Origin of the sequence: Halorubrum hochsteinianum (assembly GCF_023702125.1) — an archaeon.
Classification (GTDB): domain Archaea; phylum Halobacteriota; class Halobacteria; order Halobacteriales; family Haloferacaceae; genus Halorubrum; species Halorubrum hochsteinianum.
This window is the reverse complement of sequence record NZ_CP098415.1, coordinates 859,918-874,154: the sequence shown is the minus strand read 5'-3', so window position 1 is coordinate 874,154 and position 14,237 is coordinate 859,918. Positions and strand designations below refer to the sequence as shown.

Annotated in this window: 18 protein-coding genes; 10 read left to right on the top strand and 8 right to left on the bottom strand. The window is 71.4% G+C overall.

Annotated features, from left to right (window positions below; genetic code table 11):
• Position 1: 1 nt before the first annotated feature.
• From hisE to NAF06_RS04305, 3 genes are all read right to left on the bottom strand, one after another.
• On the bottom strand, positions 2-355 hold the full coding sequence (gene hisE, locus NAF06_RS04315) for a phosphoribosyl-ATP diphosphatase (protein WP_008582512.1): 354 nt from the start codon (positions 353-355) through the stop codon (positions 2-4).
• A complete protein-coding gene (gene pdxT, locus NAF06_RS04310; protein WP_008582510.1) occupies positions 352-945 on the bottom strand; it encodes a pyridoxal 5'-phosphate synthase glutaminase subunit PdxT in 594 nt (197 codons plus the stop codon). The genes hisE and pdxT overlap by 4 nt, the downstream gene beginning before the upstream one ends.
• Before the next feature lie 83 nt (positions 946-1,028).
• Positions 1,029-1,190 (bottom strand): preprotein translocase subunit Sec61beta, encoded by a 162-nt coding sequence (locus tag NAF06_RS04305; protein WP_077152317.1) that lies wholly within the window; start codon positions 1,188-1,190, stop codon positions 1,029-1,031.
• 173 nt (positions 1,191-1,363) lie between these two features.
• On the opposite strand from NAF06_RS04305, the gene NAF06_RS04300 reads away from it, so the two are divergent.
• Both NAF06_RS04300 and NAF06_RS04295 read left to right on the top strand, forming a co-directional pair.
• Positions 1,364-1,633: a thioredoxin family protein gene (locus NAF06_RS04300; protein WP_004598787.1), complete on the top strand. Its 270-nt coding sequence runs from the start codon at positions 1,364-1,366 to the stop codon at positions 1,631-1,633.
• Positions 1,634-1,695: 62 nt separating this feature from the next.
• Complete coding sequence (locus NAF06_RS04295; protein WP_006629440.1) at positions 1,696-1,845, top strand: 50S ribosomal protein L40e; 150 nt, start codon at positions 1,696-1,698, stop codon at positions 1,843-1,845.
• A gap of 174 nt (positions 1,846-2,019) precedes the next feature.
• On the opposite strand, the gene NAF06_RS04290 is transcribed toward NAF06_RS04295, so the two are convergent.
• Entirely contained in the window at positions 2,020-2,661 is a 642-nt protein-coding gene (locus NAF06_RS04290) for an MBL fold metallo-hydrolase (RefSeq protein ID WP_008582507.1), read from the bottom strand.
• Between the two features lie 112 nt (positions 2,662-2,773).
• Between NAF06_RS04290 and NAF06_RS04285 the strand changes: the two genes are divergently transcribed.
• The 7 genes from NAF06_RS04285 (at position 2,774) to hisH (ending at position 7,904) form a co-directional block, all read left to right on the top strand.
• A complete protein-coding gene (locus NAF06_RS04285; RefSeq protein WP_006629442.1) occupies positions 2,774-2,956 on the top strand; it encodes a DUF5786 family protein in 183 nt (60 codons plus the stop codon).
• A complete protein-coding gene (locus tag NAF06_RS04280) occupies positions 2,953-3,585 on the top strand; it encodes an endonuclease dU (protein WP_008582502.1) in 633 nt (210 codons plus the stop codon). The genes NAF06_RS04285 and NAF06_RS04280 overlap by 4 nt, the downstream gene beginning before the upstream one ends.
• Before the next feature lie 24 nt (positions 3,586-3,609).
• Positions 3,610-4,239, top strand: a complete 630-nt coding sequence (locus NAF06_RS04275) for a uracil-DNA glycosylase (protein ID WP_008582500.1) — start codon at positions 3,610-3,612, stop codon at positions 4,237-4,239.
• A gap of 96 nt (positions 4,240-4,335) precedes the next feature.
• Complete coding sequence (locus tag NAF06_RS04270) at positions 4,336-5,337, top strand: PhnD/SsuA/transferrin family substrate-binding protein (RefSeq protein WP_008582496.1); 1,002 nt, start codon at positions 4,336-4,338, stop codon at positions 5,335-5,337.
• Between the two features lie 27 nt (positions 5,338-5,364).
• Positions 5,365-6,189, top strand: coding sequence for a phosphonate ABC transporter ATP-binding protein (locus tag NAF06_RS04265; RefSeq protein ID WP_049908640.1), 825 nt, complete (start codon positions 5,365-5,367; stop codon positions 6,187-6,189).
• On the top strand, positions 6,186-7,154 hold the full coding sequence (phnE, locus tag NAF06_RS04260; RefSeq protein WP_008582491.1) for a phosphonate ABC transporter, permease protein PhnE: 969 nt from the start codon (positions 6,186-6,188) through the stop codon (positions 7,152-7,154). The genes NAF06_RS04265 and phnE overlap by 4 nt, the downstream gene beginning before the upstream one ends.
• A gap of 90 nt (positions 7,155-7,244) precedes the next feature.
• Positions 7,245-7,904, top strand: coding sequence for an imidazole glycerol phosphate synthase subunit HisH (gene hisH / locus NAF06_RS04255; RefSeq protein ID WP_008582489.1), 660 nt, complete (start codon positions 7,245-7,247; stop codon positions 7,902-7,904).
• Between the two features lie 30 nt (positions 7,905-7,934).
• Here the strand turns inward: hisH and NAF06_RS04250 are convergent, their stop codons facing one another.
• The 4 genes from NAF06_RS04250 to NAF06_RS04235 form a co-directional block, all read right to left on the bottom strand.
• Entirely contained in the window at positions 7,935-8,948 is a 1,014-nt protein-coding gene (locus NAF06_RS04250) for an aldo/keto reductase (protein ID WP_008582488.1), read from the bottom strand.
• A 99-nt stretch (positions 8,949-9,047) separates the two neighbouring features.
• Positions 9,048-9,191, bottom strand: coding sequence for a DUF7560 family zinc ribbon protein (locus tag NAF06_RS04245; RefSeq protein WP_008582485.1), 144 nt, complete (start codon positions 9,189-9,191; stop codon positions 9,048-9,050).
• A 73-nt stretch (positions 9,192-9,264) separates the two neighbouring features.
• On the bottom strand, positions 9,265-10,020 hold the full coding sequence (locus NAF06_RS04240) for an ABC transporter permease (RefSeq protein WP_008582483.1): 756 nt from the start codon (positions 10,018-10,020) through the stop codon (positions 9,265-9,267).
• The gene (locus NAF06_RS04235) at positions 10,017-11,117 is read right to left on the bottom strand and encodes an ABC transporter ATP-binding protein (protein ID WP_008582481.1); all 1,101 of its coding nucleotides are present in this window, start codon (positions 11,115-11,117) and stop codon (positions 10,017-10,019) included. Before NAF06_RS04235 ends, NAF06_RS04240 begins: the two co-directional genes overlap by 4 nt.
• Positions 11,118-11,571: 454 nt before the next feature.
• Here NAF06_RS04235 and folP point away from each other — a divergent pair, with 454 nt between their 5' ends.
• On the top strand, positions 11,572-14,190 hold the full coding sequence (gene folP, locus NAF06_RS04230) for a dihydropteroate synthase (RefSeq protein ID WP_008582479.1): 2,619 nt from the start codon (positions 11,572-11,574) through the stop codon (positions 14,188-14,190).
• The last annotated feature ends 47 nt before the right edge of the window (positions 14,191-14,237 follow it).

Genomic DNA, 14,237 nt, shown 5'->3' with positions numbered 1-14,237 from the left:
GTCAGAACCGGTCTCGGAGTTCGTCGCGCAGGTCGTTGAGGTCGAGGTCCTTCATCGCGAGTAACACCAGCAGGTGATAGACGAGGTCGGCGCTCTCGGCGGTGAGGTCGTCGAGGTCGTCGTCCTTCGCCGCGAGGATCGCCTCCGTCGATTCCTCGCCGACCTTCTCCAAGACGGCGTTCTCGCCCTTCTCGTGGGTGAAAAGCGAGGCCGTGTACGACCCCTCCGGCAGCTCTTCCTTCCGCGACTCGATGGTGGCGAACAGCTCGTCGAGGACGGCCGCCGGCGGGGCGTCGGCCGCCTCGGCTCCCGTCGCGCCCTCCGCGGCGTCTCCGGTCGCGTCGGGATCGCTCACGCGACCACCTCGCTCTCGGGGAAGAAGGCGAGGTCGTGGACCCGCGGGTCGTCGGTGAGTTCGGGGTGGAACGCGGTGGCGACGACCGGCCCGTCGCGCACCGCGACCGGACGACCGTCGACCGTCGCCAGCGTCTCGACGCCGTCGCCGACGTCGTCGATGGCCGGCGCGCGGATGAACACGGCGTGGAAGGGGTCGTCGAGTCCGGTGACCGGGATCTTCGCCTCGAAGGAGTCCTTCTGTCGCCCGAACGCGTTGCGGTCGACCGAGACGTCGACCAGCCCAAGCGGGTCGACCCGGTCGTCCTTCGCGTCGGTCGAGCAGACGATGAGCCCGGCGCAGGTGGCGAGGACGGGCTTGCCGGCCGCGACGTGGTCGCGGATCTCCGCGGCGATCCCCTCCCGGTGGATCAGCCGCGAGATGGTCGTCGACTCCCCGCCCGGCATGAGGAGGACGTCGCAGTCGGGCACGATCCCCGCGTCCCGGACCTCGACGACCTCCGCGGTCTCGTCGTGGGCGGCCGCGGCGTTGCGGACGGCGGCGGCGTGTTCGGCCACGTCGCCCTGAACGGCGATGACGCCTGCTTTCATACGGATCGATGGGGCGGGCGCGTGGAAAAAGGGCGCGCTACGCGACCGGGGAACGGATCGGGAAACGAGAACGACGGGGGAGCCTACGCGACCGTCAGCGAGAGGATCTGGACGAACACGCCGAAGAGGACGCAGAACGCGACCACCGTCTTGGGGTCGATCGAGATGGCGTTCCGGTCCTCGTTCTCGAAGTAGCGGACCAGTCCCGCGCTGGACATCAGCCCGCCGGAGTTGGAACCACTCATACCCGTTCCTGCGCGTCGCCGCGTTCTAAACGTTTCGTTCGCCGCGCCCGTCGACGCGGTCTCCGGTCCCCGCCCCCGGACCCGCCGTTCACCCGCGCCTTCTCGAGGTTTCGTGAGTCCCGCACACGAGTGGGAAACCCTTATGCGCGGGCCGGCGGTAGTTGAGCCAGACTATGACCGTTCGACTGCTGGATTTCCACGCCGAGTGGTGCGGCCCGTGTAAGACGCAAGACCCCATCCTAGAGGAGATTCAGGAGGACCTCGGCGACGCGTTCGAGCTCCAGAAGGTCGACGTCGACGAGGAGCAGGACGTGGCGAACCAGTACCAGGTCCGCTCGCTCCCCACCCTCATCGTCGAGAACGACGACGGCGTCGTCGACCGCTTCGTCGGCGTCACCCAGCGCGAGGACATCGAGGCCGCGCTCACCGAAGCCGGGGCCTGAGCGGCCCGCCCCGCGCAGCGGCGTCTCGCAACCTTTTACAGCACCGCTCGCTCAGTAGGCGTATGGCCAGCTTCGACGCCGCCGAACGCCGGATGCTCGACCGACAGATCTGTATGCGCTGTAACGCCCGCAACGCCTCCGAGGCCGAGCGCTGCCGCAAGTGCGGCTACACCAAGCTCCGTCCGAAGGCGACCGAGCGCCGCGCGGCGTAACCGACCGTTTCGGACCGGCCCGCGGTCGATTTCGGCCCTTCTCCCGAATTTTTGATCCGATGGCCAGCCGCGCGTGCGCCTCGCACCTCCCCAGCCCCGGCGGACGGCCCGGTGCGGGCGGGGCCGGGCCGACGCCCGGCGGTCGCCGTCCCCGGCTTCAAACCCCGACCGCCCTCACTCGTCGGGGTACTTCGGCTCGCGGCGCTCGGCGCGCTCCGTCGCGCGCTCGATCACCTCGCGGACCGTGTCCGGGCCGTCCGCGGCGCGGTAGACGTCGCCGTGGCCGGGGAACATCGCGGCGGCGGTGTCGGGCAGGCGGTCGAGGATGTCGTGAAGGCTCTCGATCAGGCGCTCGCGCGACTGGCCGGCCATATCGGTCCGACCGAACGATCCGTCCGAGAACGCGCCGTCGTTGTAGACGACGACGTCGCCCGAGTAGAGCCGCTCGTCGCCGACGAGCGAGACGTGGTCGTCCGCGTGGCCCGGGGTGTAGACGACCTCGCAGGCCTCGTCGCCGACCAGCACCTCGTCGCCGGCTTCGAGCGCCGCGTCGCGGTGCGGGTGGTCCGCGTACGCGAGCACCTCCGGCTCGAAGCGGTCGACCACCGCGTCGAGTTCGCCCACGTGGTCGCGGTGCTGGTGCGTGATCACGACGCGGTCGAGTCCGTCGGCGTCGGCCCCGGAGAGCGCTTCGGCGACCACGTCCCCCACGCCCGGCATCGTGCCCGCGTCGACGAGCGTCGTCCTCTCCCCGGCGACGAGGTACGCGTTACAGGTGAACTCCTCCGCGTCCGCGGTGACGGCGATCGGTTCCATACCCGTACTCGCTCGCCGAGGGACAAAAGGGTACAGTCGCGCTCGAACCCGCCGGTCGAGGTCGTTCTCGCCCGTGGATTTATGCCTCGCCCCCTGTTAGTTTCACACACAAATGGGCTTTGGCAGCTACGACGAGTCCGAACAGGAGAATCAGGACCTGGACGCGGACTTCGACGACGAAGACGGCGTTCAGGCTGCCCAAGAAACCCACGAGGGGTCCGTCGACTACGAGCCCGGCGCGTCCAACGACGAACTCCTCGACCGACTTCAGGAGATCAAGTCCGAAGAGACGTGAGGACCCCGCCGAGCCGCACGCTCGGCGTCGCCTTCTCCGACGACCGCGACGCCAGCCGCGCGGCCGGCGTCGTCGTCCGCGCCGACGGGACGCCCGACGGCTTCGCGTTCGCCGAGTGTACCGTCGGCGGGACGGACGCGACCGACGCCGTGATCGACTGCTGGCGCGCGCTCGGCCGCGAGGACGTCCGCCACGTCGCCTGCGCCGGCGTCGCGCCCGCGTGGTTCAACCTCCTCGACCTCGACCGACTCGCAGCGGCGATCGACCGGCCGGTCTACGCCGTGAGCTACGAGGCCAGCCCCGGCCTCGAACCGGCCCTGCGCGAGGCGTTCGACGGCGACTCGCTCGCCGACCGGCTCGCCGTCTACCGGTCGCTCCCGCCGCGCGTTCCGGTCGCCTCGGCAGTCGGGGGTGACGGCGAGGTGAGCGAGCGGGCGGACGGCGACGCGACCGACGGCGCCGACGACCGCGACCCGCGGTTCGTCCGCGCCGTCGGCGTCGACCCCGGGCGCGCCGCGGCGGCGGTCCGCGCGCTCACCCGCGACGGGTTCCGGCGCTGCGAGCCGCTCCGGATCGCGGCGCTCGCCGCGAGCGCCCACCGCGAGGCGACGGCGACCGACGCTACTTAGACGCCCGCGCCCGGAGCCGTTTCCATGAGCGAACACGGCGGCGACGACTCCGTCCTCGACGAGAACCTGTGCGTTCCGGCCTGCGAGCGGTGTCCGGCGCTGGTCGAGTCCCGGAGTCGGATCGTCGACGGCGTCGGGCCGACCGACGCGGACCTACTGTTCGTCGGCGAGGGGCCCGGTGCCACCGAAGACGAGGAGGGCGAACCCTTCGTGGGGCGCTCGGGCGACGTGCTGGACGAGGCGCTGCGGGACGCGGGGCTCGCCCGCGCCGACGTGCGGATCACGAACTGCGTGCGGTGTCGACCGCCGGACAACCGGGACCCCACGACCGAGGAGTTAGCGAACTGCCGGGGGTACCTCGAAAGCGAGGTCGGGCGGCTCGCTCCGGAGCTGATCGTGACCCTCGGGAAGGTGCCGAGCGAGCACCTCCTCGATCGGTCGGTTGCGATCACCTCGGAGTCCGGCGACGTGGTCGACGCCAGGCTCGCCGGGGCGTCGCGGCGCGTCCTGCTGTCCGTCCATCCGGCCGCGACTCTGTACGACCGGAGCCAGCGCGACGGCTTCTTCGAGACGATCGCGCGGGCGGCCGAACTGAGCGGCGTCGGCGACCGCGACGGTGGGGGGGACGGGCAGTCGCGGCTCGGCGAGTTCTGATCCGCCGGGTCGACGGCGCTCGCCGCCGACGGTCGTTCAGTATCTATATAGAAAACATAGAAAACGATTAGTCACGCCAGCGGAATCTCCCTGTGTATGTCCGACAACAGGTGGTCGGCGAATCGGCGAACGTTTGTCAAGACAGCCGGCGCGGCCGGTGCGGTCGCCCTCGCGGGATGTAACGGCGGCACCTCCGGGGAGACGGACGGCACTCCGACGGCGCAGTTCATCCTGAACCCCGCCGAGGCCGACGTCGAGATCACACAGCAGTACCAGCCGATGTTCGAGTACCTCGAGTCCGAGGTCGAAGTCGAGATCGAGGCCGACCGCGCGGAGAGCTACACCGCGACGCTCCAGTCGATGCGCAACGATCAGGGAGAGATTGCGGACATCTCCCCGTCGGCGGTCATCGCCGGGGAGGACATCCTCGACATCGTCGGCGTCCGGGTCGCGTACGGCGCGGCGCGGTACTTCTCGACGATCACGACGACGCCCGACAGCGGCATCGAGTCGCTCTCCGACCTCGAAGGCGAGCTCGTCTACATGGGCGACATCCTCTCGGTCTCGGGGACGCTCGTCCCGCTCACGATCCTTCAGGACGCGGGTCTCGACGTCGGTAACGCCCCCAACGGCGATCCGGGCAACTTCGAGGCCGAGTTCTCGGACCACACCACCGCGCGCGAGCAGATGGTCCAGCGCGACGACGTGATGGCGGCGACGACCGGCGCGTTCTCCTCCGCGCCCTACGTCCCGCAGGAGCAGTTCGAGGAGATGTCGCAGGACTTCGTCGACATCTCGGCGGAGTACGAGGGTGCCGGCGACGAGATCGAGTCGTCCGGAACCGAGCTCCAGCTGCTCGCCGTCTCCGACCCGATCCCGCGCGCACCGCTCGCGACCCGGTCCAACTGGGACAGCCCGGTCAAAGCCGAGTTGGAGGAGGCGATCCTGAACGTGAGCGAGGACGACCTCAGCCACGGCGACGACTACGACGGAGAGCCGCTCTGGTTCACCGGCGTTCAGGAGGGGAGCATCGACGACTACCAGCCGATCCAGCGGGTCCTCGACCAGCTCGGTCTGGAGTTCGAAGACCTTTCGTAACCCCTCTACAACCTTTCTTTATAGCTAATGAGTCGCATCACAGTCGATGGGGTGACAAAGCGGTTCGGCGACACCGTCGCGCTCGACGACGTCTCGTTCGAGATCCCGCAGGGCGAGTTCGTCATCGTGCTCGGCGTCTCCGGCTCGGGGAAGTCGACGCTGCTTCGGTGTATGAACGCGCTCGAAACCCCCACAGAGGGGGAGATCAGAGTGGGCGACGACCCCGTCACCAGTCCCCGCGACGACATCGCGATGATCTTCCAACAGCACAACATCATCGACCAGATGACCGCGTACTCCAACGCGCTCACCGGGTCGCTCAACCGCAACTCCTTCATCGGCTCGCTGCTCCAGCTGCAAGACGAGAGCGACAAGCTCCAGGCGCTGGAGGCGCTCAACACCGTGGGACTGCTCGACGAGGCCCAACAGAGCGCGAAGCGCATGTCCGGGGGGCAGCAACAGCGGGTCGGCATCGCCCGGGCGCTGGTTCAGGACCCGACGATCCTGCTCGCCGACGAGCCGGTCGCCAGCCTTGACCCCGGCTCCTCCCAGCAGGTGATGGGATACCTCCGCACCGCCGCCCGCAAGCGCGACCTGACGGCCGTCATCAGCCTCCATCAGGTGAACCTCGCCCGGAAGTTCGGCGAGCGGTTCACCGGCCTCCGCGACGGGCAGAAGGTGTTCGACGGCTACCGCGACGAGTTCGACATGGACGTCATCGACCAGATCTACGGCGACATCGACACGGAGGGCATGTTCGCGGCCGATCCCGACGAGGCGACCGAGGCTTCCGGCGGGTCGACCGACGACGCCTCCTCGAAGCGGGCCTCCAGCGGAGGGATGGCGAAATGAGCCACGACGACGCGGTCACCCGGCGCTACGAGGCGATCGCGCTCGCCCGGCGGGTGAAGGCGCTCGTGTTCGGCGTCGGCCTGCTCCTGCTCGCCGGCGTGTTCTATTACGCGCTCACCTCCGTCGGCTTCTTCGAGGCGAACCTCCCGAACTACTTCCCGAACTTCCTGAACGCGCTCCGCGACTTCTTCCCGTTCCTCGCGTCGTCGTTCCCGTTCATCGACCCGAGCGGCTTCGTCGACTACTGGACGTTCATCCAGGAACGGAACCTGATCTGGGGCGGTCTCGGCGGCGACACGCCGCTGCTCGGCGAGGCCGGCATCACGCTCGCCATGGGCTTCGCCGGCACCGTGATGGGGTTCCCGCTCGCGCTGCTGTTCGGGATCCTCGGCTCCGGTCGCGTCACGCCGTTCCCGTTCAACTTCATCTTCCGCGGGCTCATGTCTTCCATCCGCGCCATCCCGGCGCTGGTGTGGGGGCTCATCTACATCCCGCTCGGCGGGATCGGCCCGGTCACCGCGACGCTCGCCATCGCCACCGACACCGTCGGCAACCTCGGGCGGCTGTTCACGGACGAACTCGAGGAGATCGAGGACGGCCCGATCGAGGCGATGGAGACGACCGGGGCCAACCGCCCGCAGACGATCACCTTCGGCATGCTCTCGCAGGTGACGACGCCGTTCATCGCGTGGACGCTGTACATCTTCGAGATCAACGTCCGGATCGCCGTCTCGCTCGGGATCATCGGCGGCGGCGGGCTCGGACAGGTGCTCTCGGTCCAGCAGGGGCTGTTCGCGTTCACCAACATGATGGCGACGATCCTCGTCATCCTCGTGTTGATCATCTCCGTGGAGATTTTCTCCCAGCGGATCCGGTCGACGCTCCGCGAGGGCGACGAGGCGCAGGGGATCGTGGCGCTCCTCCTCGGCTTCCCGCAGCGGATGGCCGAGGCGGCGCTGAAGTGACCTGAGCGCGTCTCGCGCTCCCCTCTTCGGTCCGCGCGGCGCGACCGCAGCAAGGGAAACCGACTTTTCCGTCCCCCTCCGAGGGGACGTATGAGCACCTTCGAGCCGCCCGCGGAGACGCTGGCGGACGTCGTCTTAGTCGACTACGGCCTCGGGAACCTCCGTTCCGCGACCCGCGGGTTAGAGCGGGCGGGGGCCAGCGTGGAGATCACCGACGACCCCGAGGCGTTCGCGGCCGCCGACGGCGTCGTCCTCCCCGGCGTCGGCGCGTTCCGCGAGGGGATGGAGAACGCCGGCCCGCTGCGCGAGGCGCTGACCGACCACGCCGAGGCGGGCCGTCCGCTGTTCGGTATCTGTCTCGGGATGCAGATGCTCCTCACGTCCAGCGAGGAGGCCGACCACGAGGGCGAGGGCGAGGTGACGGGACTGGACCTGGTGCCCGGAACCAACGTCCGGTTCGAAGTGGACCGCAAGGTGCCCCACATGGGCTGGAACGAGTTGGCGGTCGCGCGCGATCACCCGCTCGTCGACGGTGTGGATGGCGAGTACGCCTACTTCGTCCACTCCTACTACGCCGAGCCGGACGATCCGGACGCGGTCGTCGCGACGGCGGACTACGGCGTCGACTTCCCCGCGGTCGTCGCCAACGAGGCCGGCAACGTGTTCGGGACGCAGTTCCACCCGGAGAAGAGCGGCGAGACGGGGCTGCGGATTCTGCGGAACTTCGTCGAGTACTGCGCGGAGCGGTAGGCGTCGCGGACGCTCCGAGCGCGTCGGTCTCTACAGCTCGTCGTACGGACCGGGCTTCGCGGCGGTGAGGCGATCGACCTGCTCGTCGGAGAGGTCGATCGCCGCGGCCGCGAGGTTCTCGCGCAGCTGGTCGACGGTGCGCGCGCCGACGATGGGCGCGGTGACGCCGTCGCGGTGGGCGAGCCACGCCAGCGCGGTCTGGGCGGGCGAGGCGTCCACCTCGTCGGCGACCGCGTCCAGTTCGTCGTGGACGTCGAAGTTCTCCTCGGTGAGGTACGCCTCCTGGAAGCGGCTCGACTCGGCGGCCTTCGACTCCTCGGGGAGGTCCTCGTCGCGGTCGTACTTCCCGGTCAGGAACCCCTGTCCGAGCGGGCTCCACGGGGAGACGGCGAGGTTCCGCTGGCGCGCGAACTCGAGGTAGTCCCCCTCGATCTCGCGGTCGACGAGGTTGTACCGCGGCTGGAGCACTTTGAACGGCTCCCAGCCCTCGCTGCGCGCGATCTCGTTGGCGCGGGCGACCTTCCAGGCGTTCGGGCGGAGCGTCGACGCGCCGAGGTAGTGGACCTTTCCGGACTCGACGAGGCCGTTCAGCGTCTTCATCAGCTCGCGGGCGGGCGTCTCGTCGTCCCAGCGGTGGATGTAGAGGACGTCGATGTAATCGGTGTCGAGCCGGTCTAAGAGGGCGTCGACGCGGTGCCGGACGTTCTTGCGGTTCGTGCCGCGGCTGTTCGGGTCGCCGTCGCGGATCTGCCAGTACACCTTCGAGGCGATCGTGTAGCGCTCGCGGTCGCGCTCGGCGAGCCAGTCGCCGATCCACCGCTCGCAGTCGCCGCCGCCGTACACGTCGGCGGTGTCGATGTACCGCCCGCCGGCGGTCTCGTAGGCGTCGAGCAGCTCGTGGGCGCGCTCCTCGTCGATCTCCACGTTCCCCGCCTCGGTCACGCGGCCGAACCGCCACGTGCCGAACTGGAGTTCGCTCGTCCGCAGGCCGGTTCGGCCGAGCGGCACGGTTCCGAGATCGATCTCGTCGAGTTCGGGCGTCATCGGCCCGTCGTTGTCGCGGTCGACGCAAAAAGCCACAGCAACCGGATGCGGTGTGTCAACGGGCGGCGACCGTCGGGGGTTCCGCGGCGGTCGCGACGGCTACTCGCAGGTCACGGCGAAATCCTCCTCCGTCGCGGCCGCGGTACACACCGGACAGCCGGTCTCGAGGATCGTCTCGCGCATCGCGTCGTTGACCTCGATGGTCTGCGCGCAGTCGGTACAGGTGAAGTGAACGGTTGTCAACGCTCTCCCTCTCGTGTCACGGAGACGGAGGCTGCGGACATAAATGGACGGTTCCGCGGCGACCCCCGCGCGGTCACTCGGTTCGGGGGACCGCGTACGCGCCGACCGCGAGGAAGCCGGCGGCGAGCGCGGTCAACACGAGCAGGTCGCCGGCCCACGCGCCGCCCTCGTAGGTGATCGCGCGGGTGCCGCGGGCGAAGTACGTCAGCGGCGAGGCGGCGACCGCCGGCAGGAACCACGCCGGCAGCAGCGCCGGCGTGACGAACGTCTCTGAGAGGAACAGCAGGGGGAGCGCGACCGTGTTGCTCGCGGCGATCACGCCGTCCTGCGAGTCCGCGACCGCGCCGAGGACCGCGCCGAGGCCGCAGAAGAGCGCGACCGCGACCGCGACGAACGCCGGGAGCGCCGCGAGCGCCGGCGAAACGACGAGCGTCGCGTCGGTCACCGCCAGCACGAGGCCGAGGATGAGCAGGCTCGCAGCGCCGATGATCGCGACGTTGACGAGCGTGTGCGCGAGGAGCCACTCGGCGCGGGAGAGCGGGGTGGTCGCGAGCTTCTCGAACCGGCCGCCGTCGCGGTGGCGCGCGATCTCCGAGCCGACCCGGGACAGCGGCGTGAACAGGACCACGACCGCGAGGTAGCCCGGGATGTAGTAGCCCGCGGGCTCGGCGAACAGCCCCCCGCCGGTCGGCTGGGTCCGCACCAGCGCACCGAAGATGACGACCAGGATCACCGGGAAGAAGAAGGTGAAGAACACCGCCGTCCGGCGGCGGGTGAACGAGCGCGCCGCGGCGACGGCCTCCGTCCGGATCCGGCCGATCCGGCTCATCGGTCGCCCACCTCGTCGTCCGTCGCGACCGGCCCGACCGACTCGACCGCCGCGGCCGACTCGACCGACTCGACCGCCCCGTCTCCCCCGTCTCTCGCGTACTCCTCGCCCGTGAGACGCAGGTACACGTCCTCAAGCGACGGTTCGGACCACGAGAGCGACTCGAAGGCGACGCCGGCGTCGTCGAGCGCGCCGACCGCGTCGCCGATCGCCTCCGGGCGCACGCCCCGGACCCGGATCCCCTCGTCCGTCGCCGCGACGGTCGGGTCGTCCCCGAGCCGGTCGCGGACCCCGGCGGCGACGCGCTCGACGACGCCGTCGGTCGCCGCCTCCGCGGTCTCGGCGTCGAGCCGGGGCGCGCCCCCGTGTTCGGCGATCAGTCGGTCCGGCGCGCCGCCGGCGACGACACGGCCGTCGCGGAGCATCGCGACCCGGTCGGCGAGCCGCTCGACCTCGTCCATCGCGTGGCTCGTGAGGAAGACCGTCGTGCCGTCCGCGGCGAGCCGCTCGATCAGCCGGTGGATCGCCCGTCGGCCGGCGGGGTCGATCCCGGTCGTCGGCTCGTCGAGGAAGAGGAGGTCGGGGTCGTTGACGACGGCGGTCGCGACGCAGGTTCGGCGCTTCTGGCCGCCCGAGAGCGTCTCGTACCACGCGTCGGCGTCGTCGGCCATCCCCACGTCGTCGAGGACCGACTCGGTGTCGCGGGCGGCGTCGTACAGCCCGCCGTAGTAGTCGACCAGCTCGCGGGCCGTGAGCCGCGCGGGCGGGTCGAACGACTGGGGAAGCAGCCCGATCCGGCTCGGCTCGACGTCCCGCGGCGACTCGCCGAAGACGCGCAGGTCGCCCTCGGCCTCTGTCGTGCCCGTGAGCGCGCGCACCAGCGTCGTCTTCCCGGCCCCGTTCGGGCCGATGAGCCCGAACACCTCGCCGGCCGCGACGTCGAGGTCGATCCCGTCGAGCGCGACGACGTCGCCGTACGCCTTCCGGACGCCCTCGGCGACGACCGCGGTCTCGGCTCCGGGACCGCCGTCGCCCGCCGTCGACGACGCCGCGGCCAACGCGCTCGACGCGTCCGCCTCGGCTGTCGGTTCGTCCATGAACCCCGGTCCGGGAGCCGCGCGCGTAAGGGTTGCTCTTCGGCTCCGCGACCCGACAACTCCACCCGGCGCGTGCCTGCGAGCGCGCCGCCGAAGGCGGCCGCGAGCCGCGAGGGACCGAAGGTCCCTCTGGTAGCCGGCGCGAAGCGCCGGCGACAGCGCGCGCGAGGGAGTCGGCGGTGACCACCGGGAGCCGCCGACGAGGTTGGGGAGGTGTGAGGTGCTGTGCGGGGCGGGACTCGAAGGGGCAGTCGCGAGGACGAAGCACACCGACGCAAGCACTGGAAGGAGTGAGCGAAGCGAACGACTGAAGCGCGCAGCGAGGCGCGCGAGTCATCGCGACTGGGGCTTCGGGGTCGGGTCTCCGACACCGACCGCGCGGTACGAACCTCCGTCGAACGCCACGCCGTTTCGGTCCGTTACGCCTAAGCGACGCGGAGCCGACCCACGGCGTATGCACTACCACGAGGCGGCGGCGTTCCTCTTCGACCTCCGCCGCTTCTCGGTCAAGCCCGGCACGGAGCGGGTCGAGGCGCTCCTCGCGCACCTCGACTCGCCGCAGGAGGACGTCCCGTTCGTCCAGGTCGCGGGGTCGAACGGGAAGGGCAGCACGGCGCGGCTGACGGAGTCGGTCCTGCGCGAGGCCGGACTCTCGGTCGGCCTGTACACCTCGCCGCACCTCTCGGCGCTCACCGAGCGCGTCCGCGTCGACGGCCGGGAGATGACCGAGGCCGCGGTCGCCGACTTCGTCGAGGAGGTCCGCCCGTGGCTGATCGACCGGGCGGCCGCCGGCGAGCCGCTCACCTTCTTCGAGGTCGTCACGGCGATGGCGGTCCGCGAGTTCGCCCGCCGCGAGGTCGACGTCGCCGTCTTGGAGGTCGGGCTCGGCGGCGAGTACGACGCGACGAGCGCGGTCGACCCGGTCGCGACCGCGATCACGAACGTCTCCCTCGAACACACCGCGGTCCTCGGCGACACGGTCGGCGAGATCGCCCGCACGAAGGCCCGGATCGCCCGGCCCGACGCCCCGTTCGTGACCGCCTGCGAGGGCGAGGCGCTCGACGTGGTCCGCGAGGTCGCGGGCGAGGTGGGCACGCCGGTGACGCGGGCGACCGGCGACGCCGACGCCGACAAGCGGGACTCAGACGACGGGGCCGACGGCCCGGCGTTCGCGGCGACGTACGAGGGCCGAGTGAGCGCCACCGACGCCGAGATCACCCTCTCGGGCGAGCGAGAGGGGACCTACCGGATCCCCCTCGTCGGCCGCCATCAGGCGGCGAACGCGGCGGTCGCCGTCGGGCTCGCGGACCGGACCGCGGAGACGTTGAGGACGGACCTCCCCGACCGCGCGGTCCGCGACGGGCTAGCGCGGGCGACGTGGCCGGGCCGGTTCGAGGTTGTCGACACCGCGCCGCTGACCGTCCTCGACGGCGCGCACAACCCCGCGGCCGCCCGCACGCTCGCCGCGACGCTCGACGAGTACGACTACGACGACCTCCATCTCGTGTACGCCGCGATGCACGACAAAGAGCACGCGGAGACGGCCGCGGCGCTCCCCGACGCGGCGACGGCGGTCACCTGCCGGCCCGCCATCGACCGCGCGGAGGACCCCGAGGTCCTCGCCGCCGCGCTCCGCTCGGCGGGGATCGAGCGCGTGACGGCCGGCGACGACGTGGCGGACGCCCTCGACGACGCGGTCGACCGCGCCGACGCGGGCGATTGCGTGCTGCTCGTCGGCTCGCTGTTCGCGGTCGCCGAGGCCCGGGCCGCCCGGACGCGGACGGTCCGCGAGCGAACGGTCCGCGACGCGGCGGACGCCGCCCACGCGCTCGACACGGCCGGCGTCCCGCCGGCGGGCGTCGAGAGCCACCGCGACGGGGTCGACCACCGGGTCCTCACCCTCCGCCTGCGCGGCGACCGCGCCGAGCGGGTCGCGGCCGAGGCCCGGGCCGTCGGCGGCGACGCCGCCCTCGGCGGGCTCGGCGCGGACGAGGACCGCGGCGCTGCGGGCGAGCAGGTGCCCGTCACGGTCGCGGGGACGGTCGCCGAACTCCGCGCGCTCGTCGACCGGCTCGCCGCGGCCGACGCCGGCGGACTCGACGGGGTCGCGGCCGACCTCGCGGCCGCGGTCGGGGTCGACGCCGACTCCGCGGACGCCGACTCCGCGGACGCCGACTCCGCGGACGCCGAACCCGACTACCCGTGGACCGACCGCGCCGCCGTGATGGGCGTGCTCAACGTCACGCCGGACTCCTTCCACGACGGGGGCCGCCACGCCGACCTCGACGACGCGGTCGCGGGCGTCGAGCGCATGGCCGAGGCGGGCGTCGACGTGGTCGACGTGGGCGGCGAGTCCACCCGACCCGGCGCGGAGCCGGTCCCGGTCGACGAGGAGATCGACCGCGTCGTCCCCACTATCGAGGCGATACAGTCGGTCCCGGCGGTCGGGTCCGGGGACGTGCTGGTCTCCGTCGACACCCGCAAGCCCGCGGTCGCCGAGGCGGCGCTCGACGGCGGCGCGGACATCATCAACGACGTGACCGGGCTGGAGGACCCCGAGATGCGGGCGGTCGTCGCCGACGCCGACTGCCCGGTGATCGTGATGCACAGCCTCGACGCGCCGGTCGACCCCGACGCCGACCCCGAGTACGACGACGTGGTCGCGGAGGTGCTCGACTCGCTGCGCGAGCGCCTCGCGCTCGCCGACACGGCCGGGATCGACCGCGACCGCGTCATCGTCGACCCCGGTATCGGGTTCGGCAAGTCGCCGGCGGAGGACTTCGAACTGCTCGCGCGCTGCGGCGAGTTCGCGGCGCTCGGCTGTCCGGTCCTGGTCGGCCACTCGCACAAGTCGCTGTACGGCGCGGTCGGGCGCGACGCCGACGACCGCGAGCACGCGACGGTCGCGGGCACCGCGCTCGCCGCCGACCGCGGGGCCGACATCGTCCGGGTCCACGACGTCGCCGAGAACCGCGCGGCGGTCGACGTCGCCGCCGCGGTCGGCGGGTCGCTCCGCGACGGCGACGGCCGGGCGGAGGACGGGGACGCGGAAGAGGCGGGGGACGCGGAGTGACCCTCGTGCGGAGCGCGACGCCGGGTCGGCGGAACACCGCGCATCGG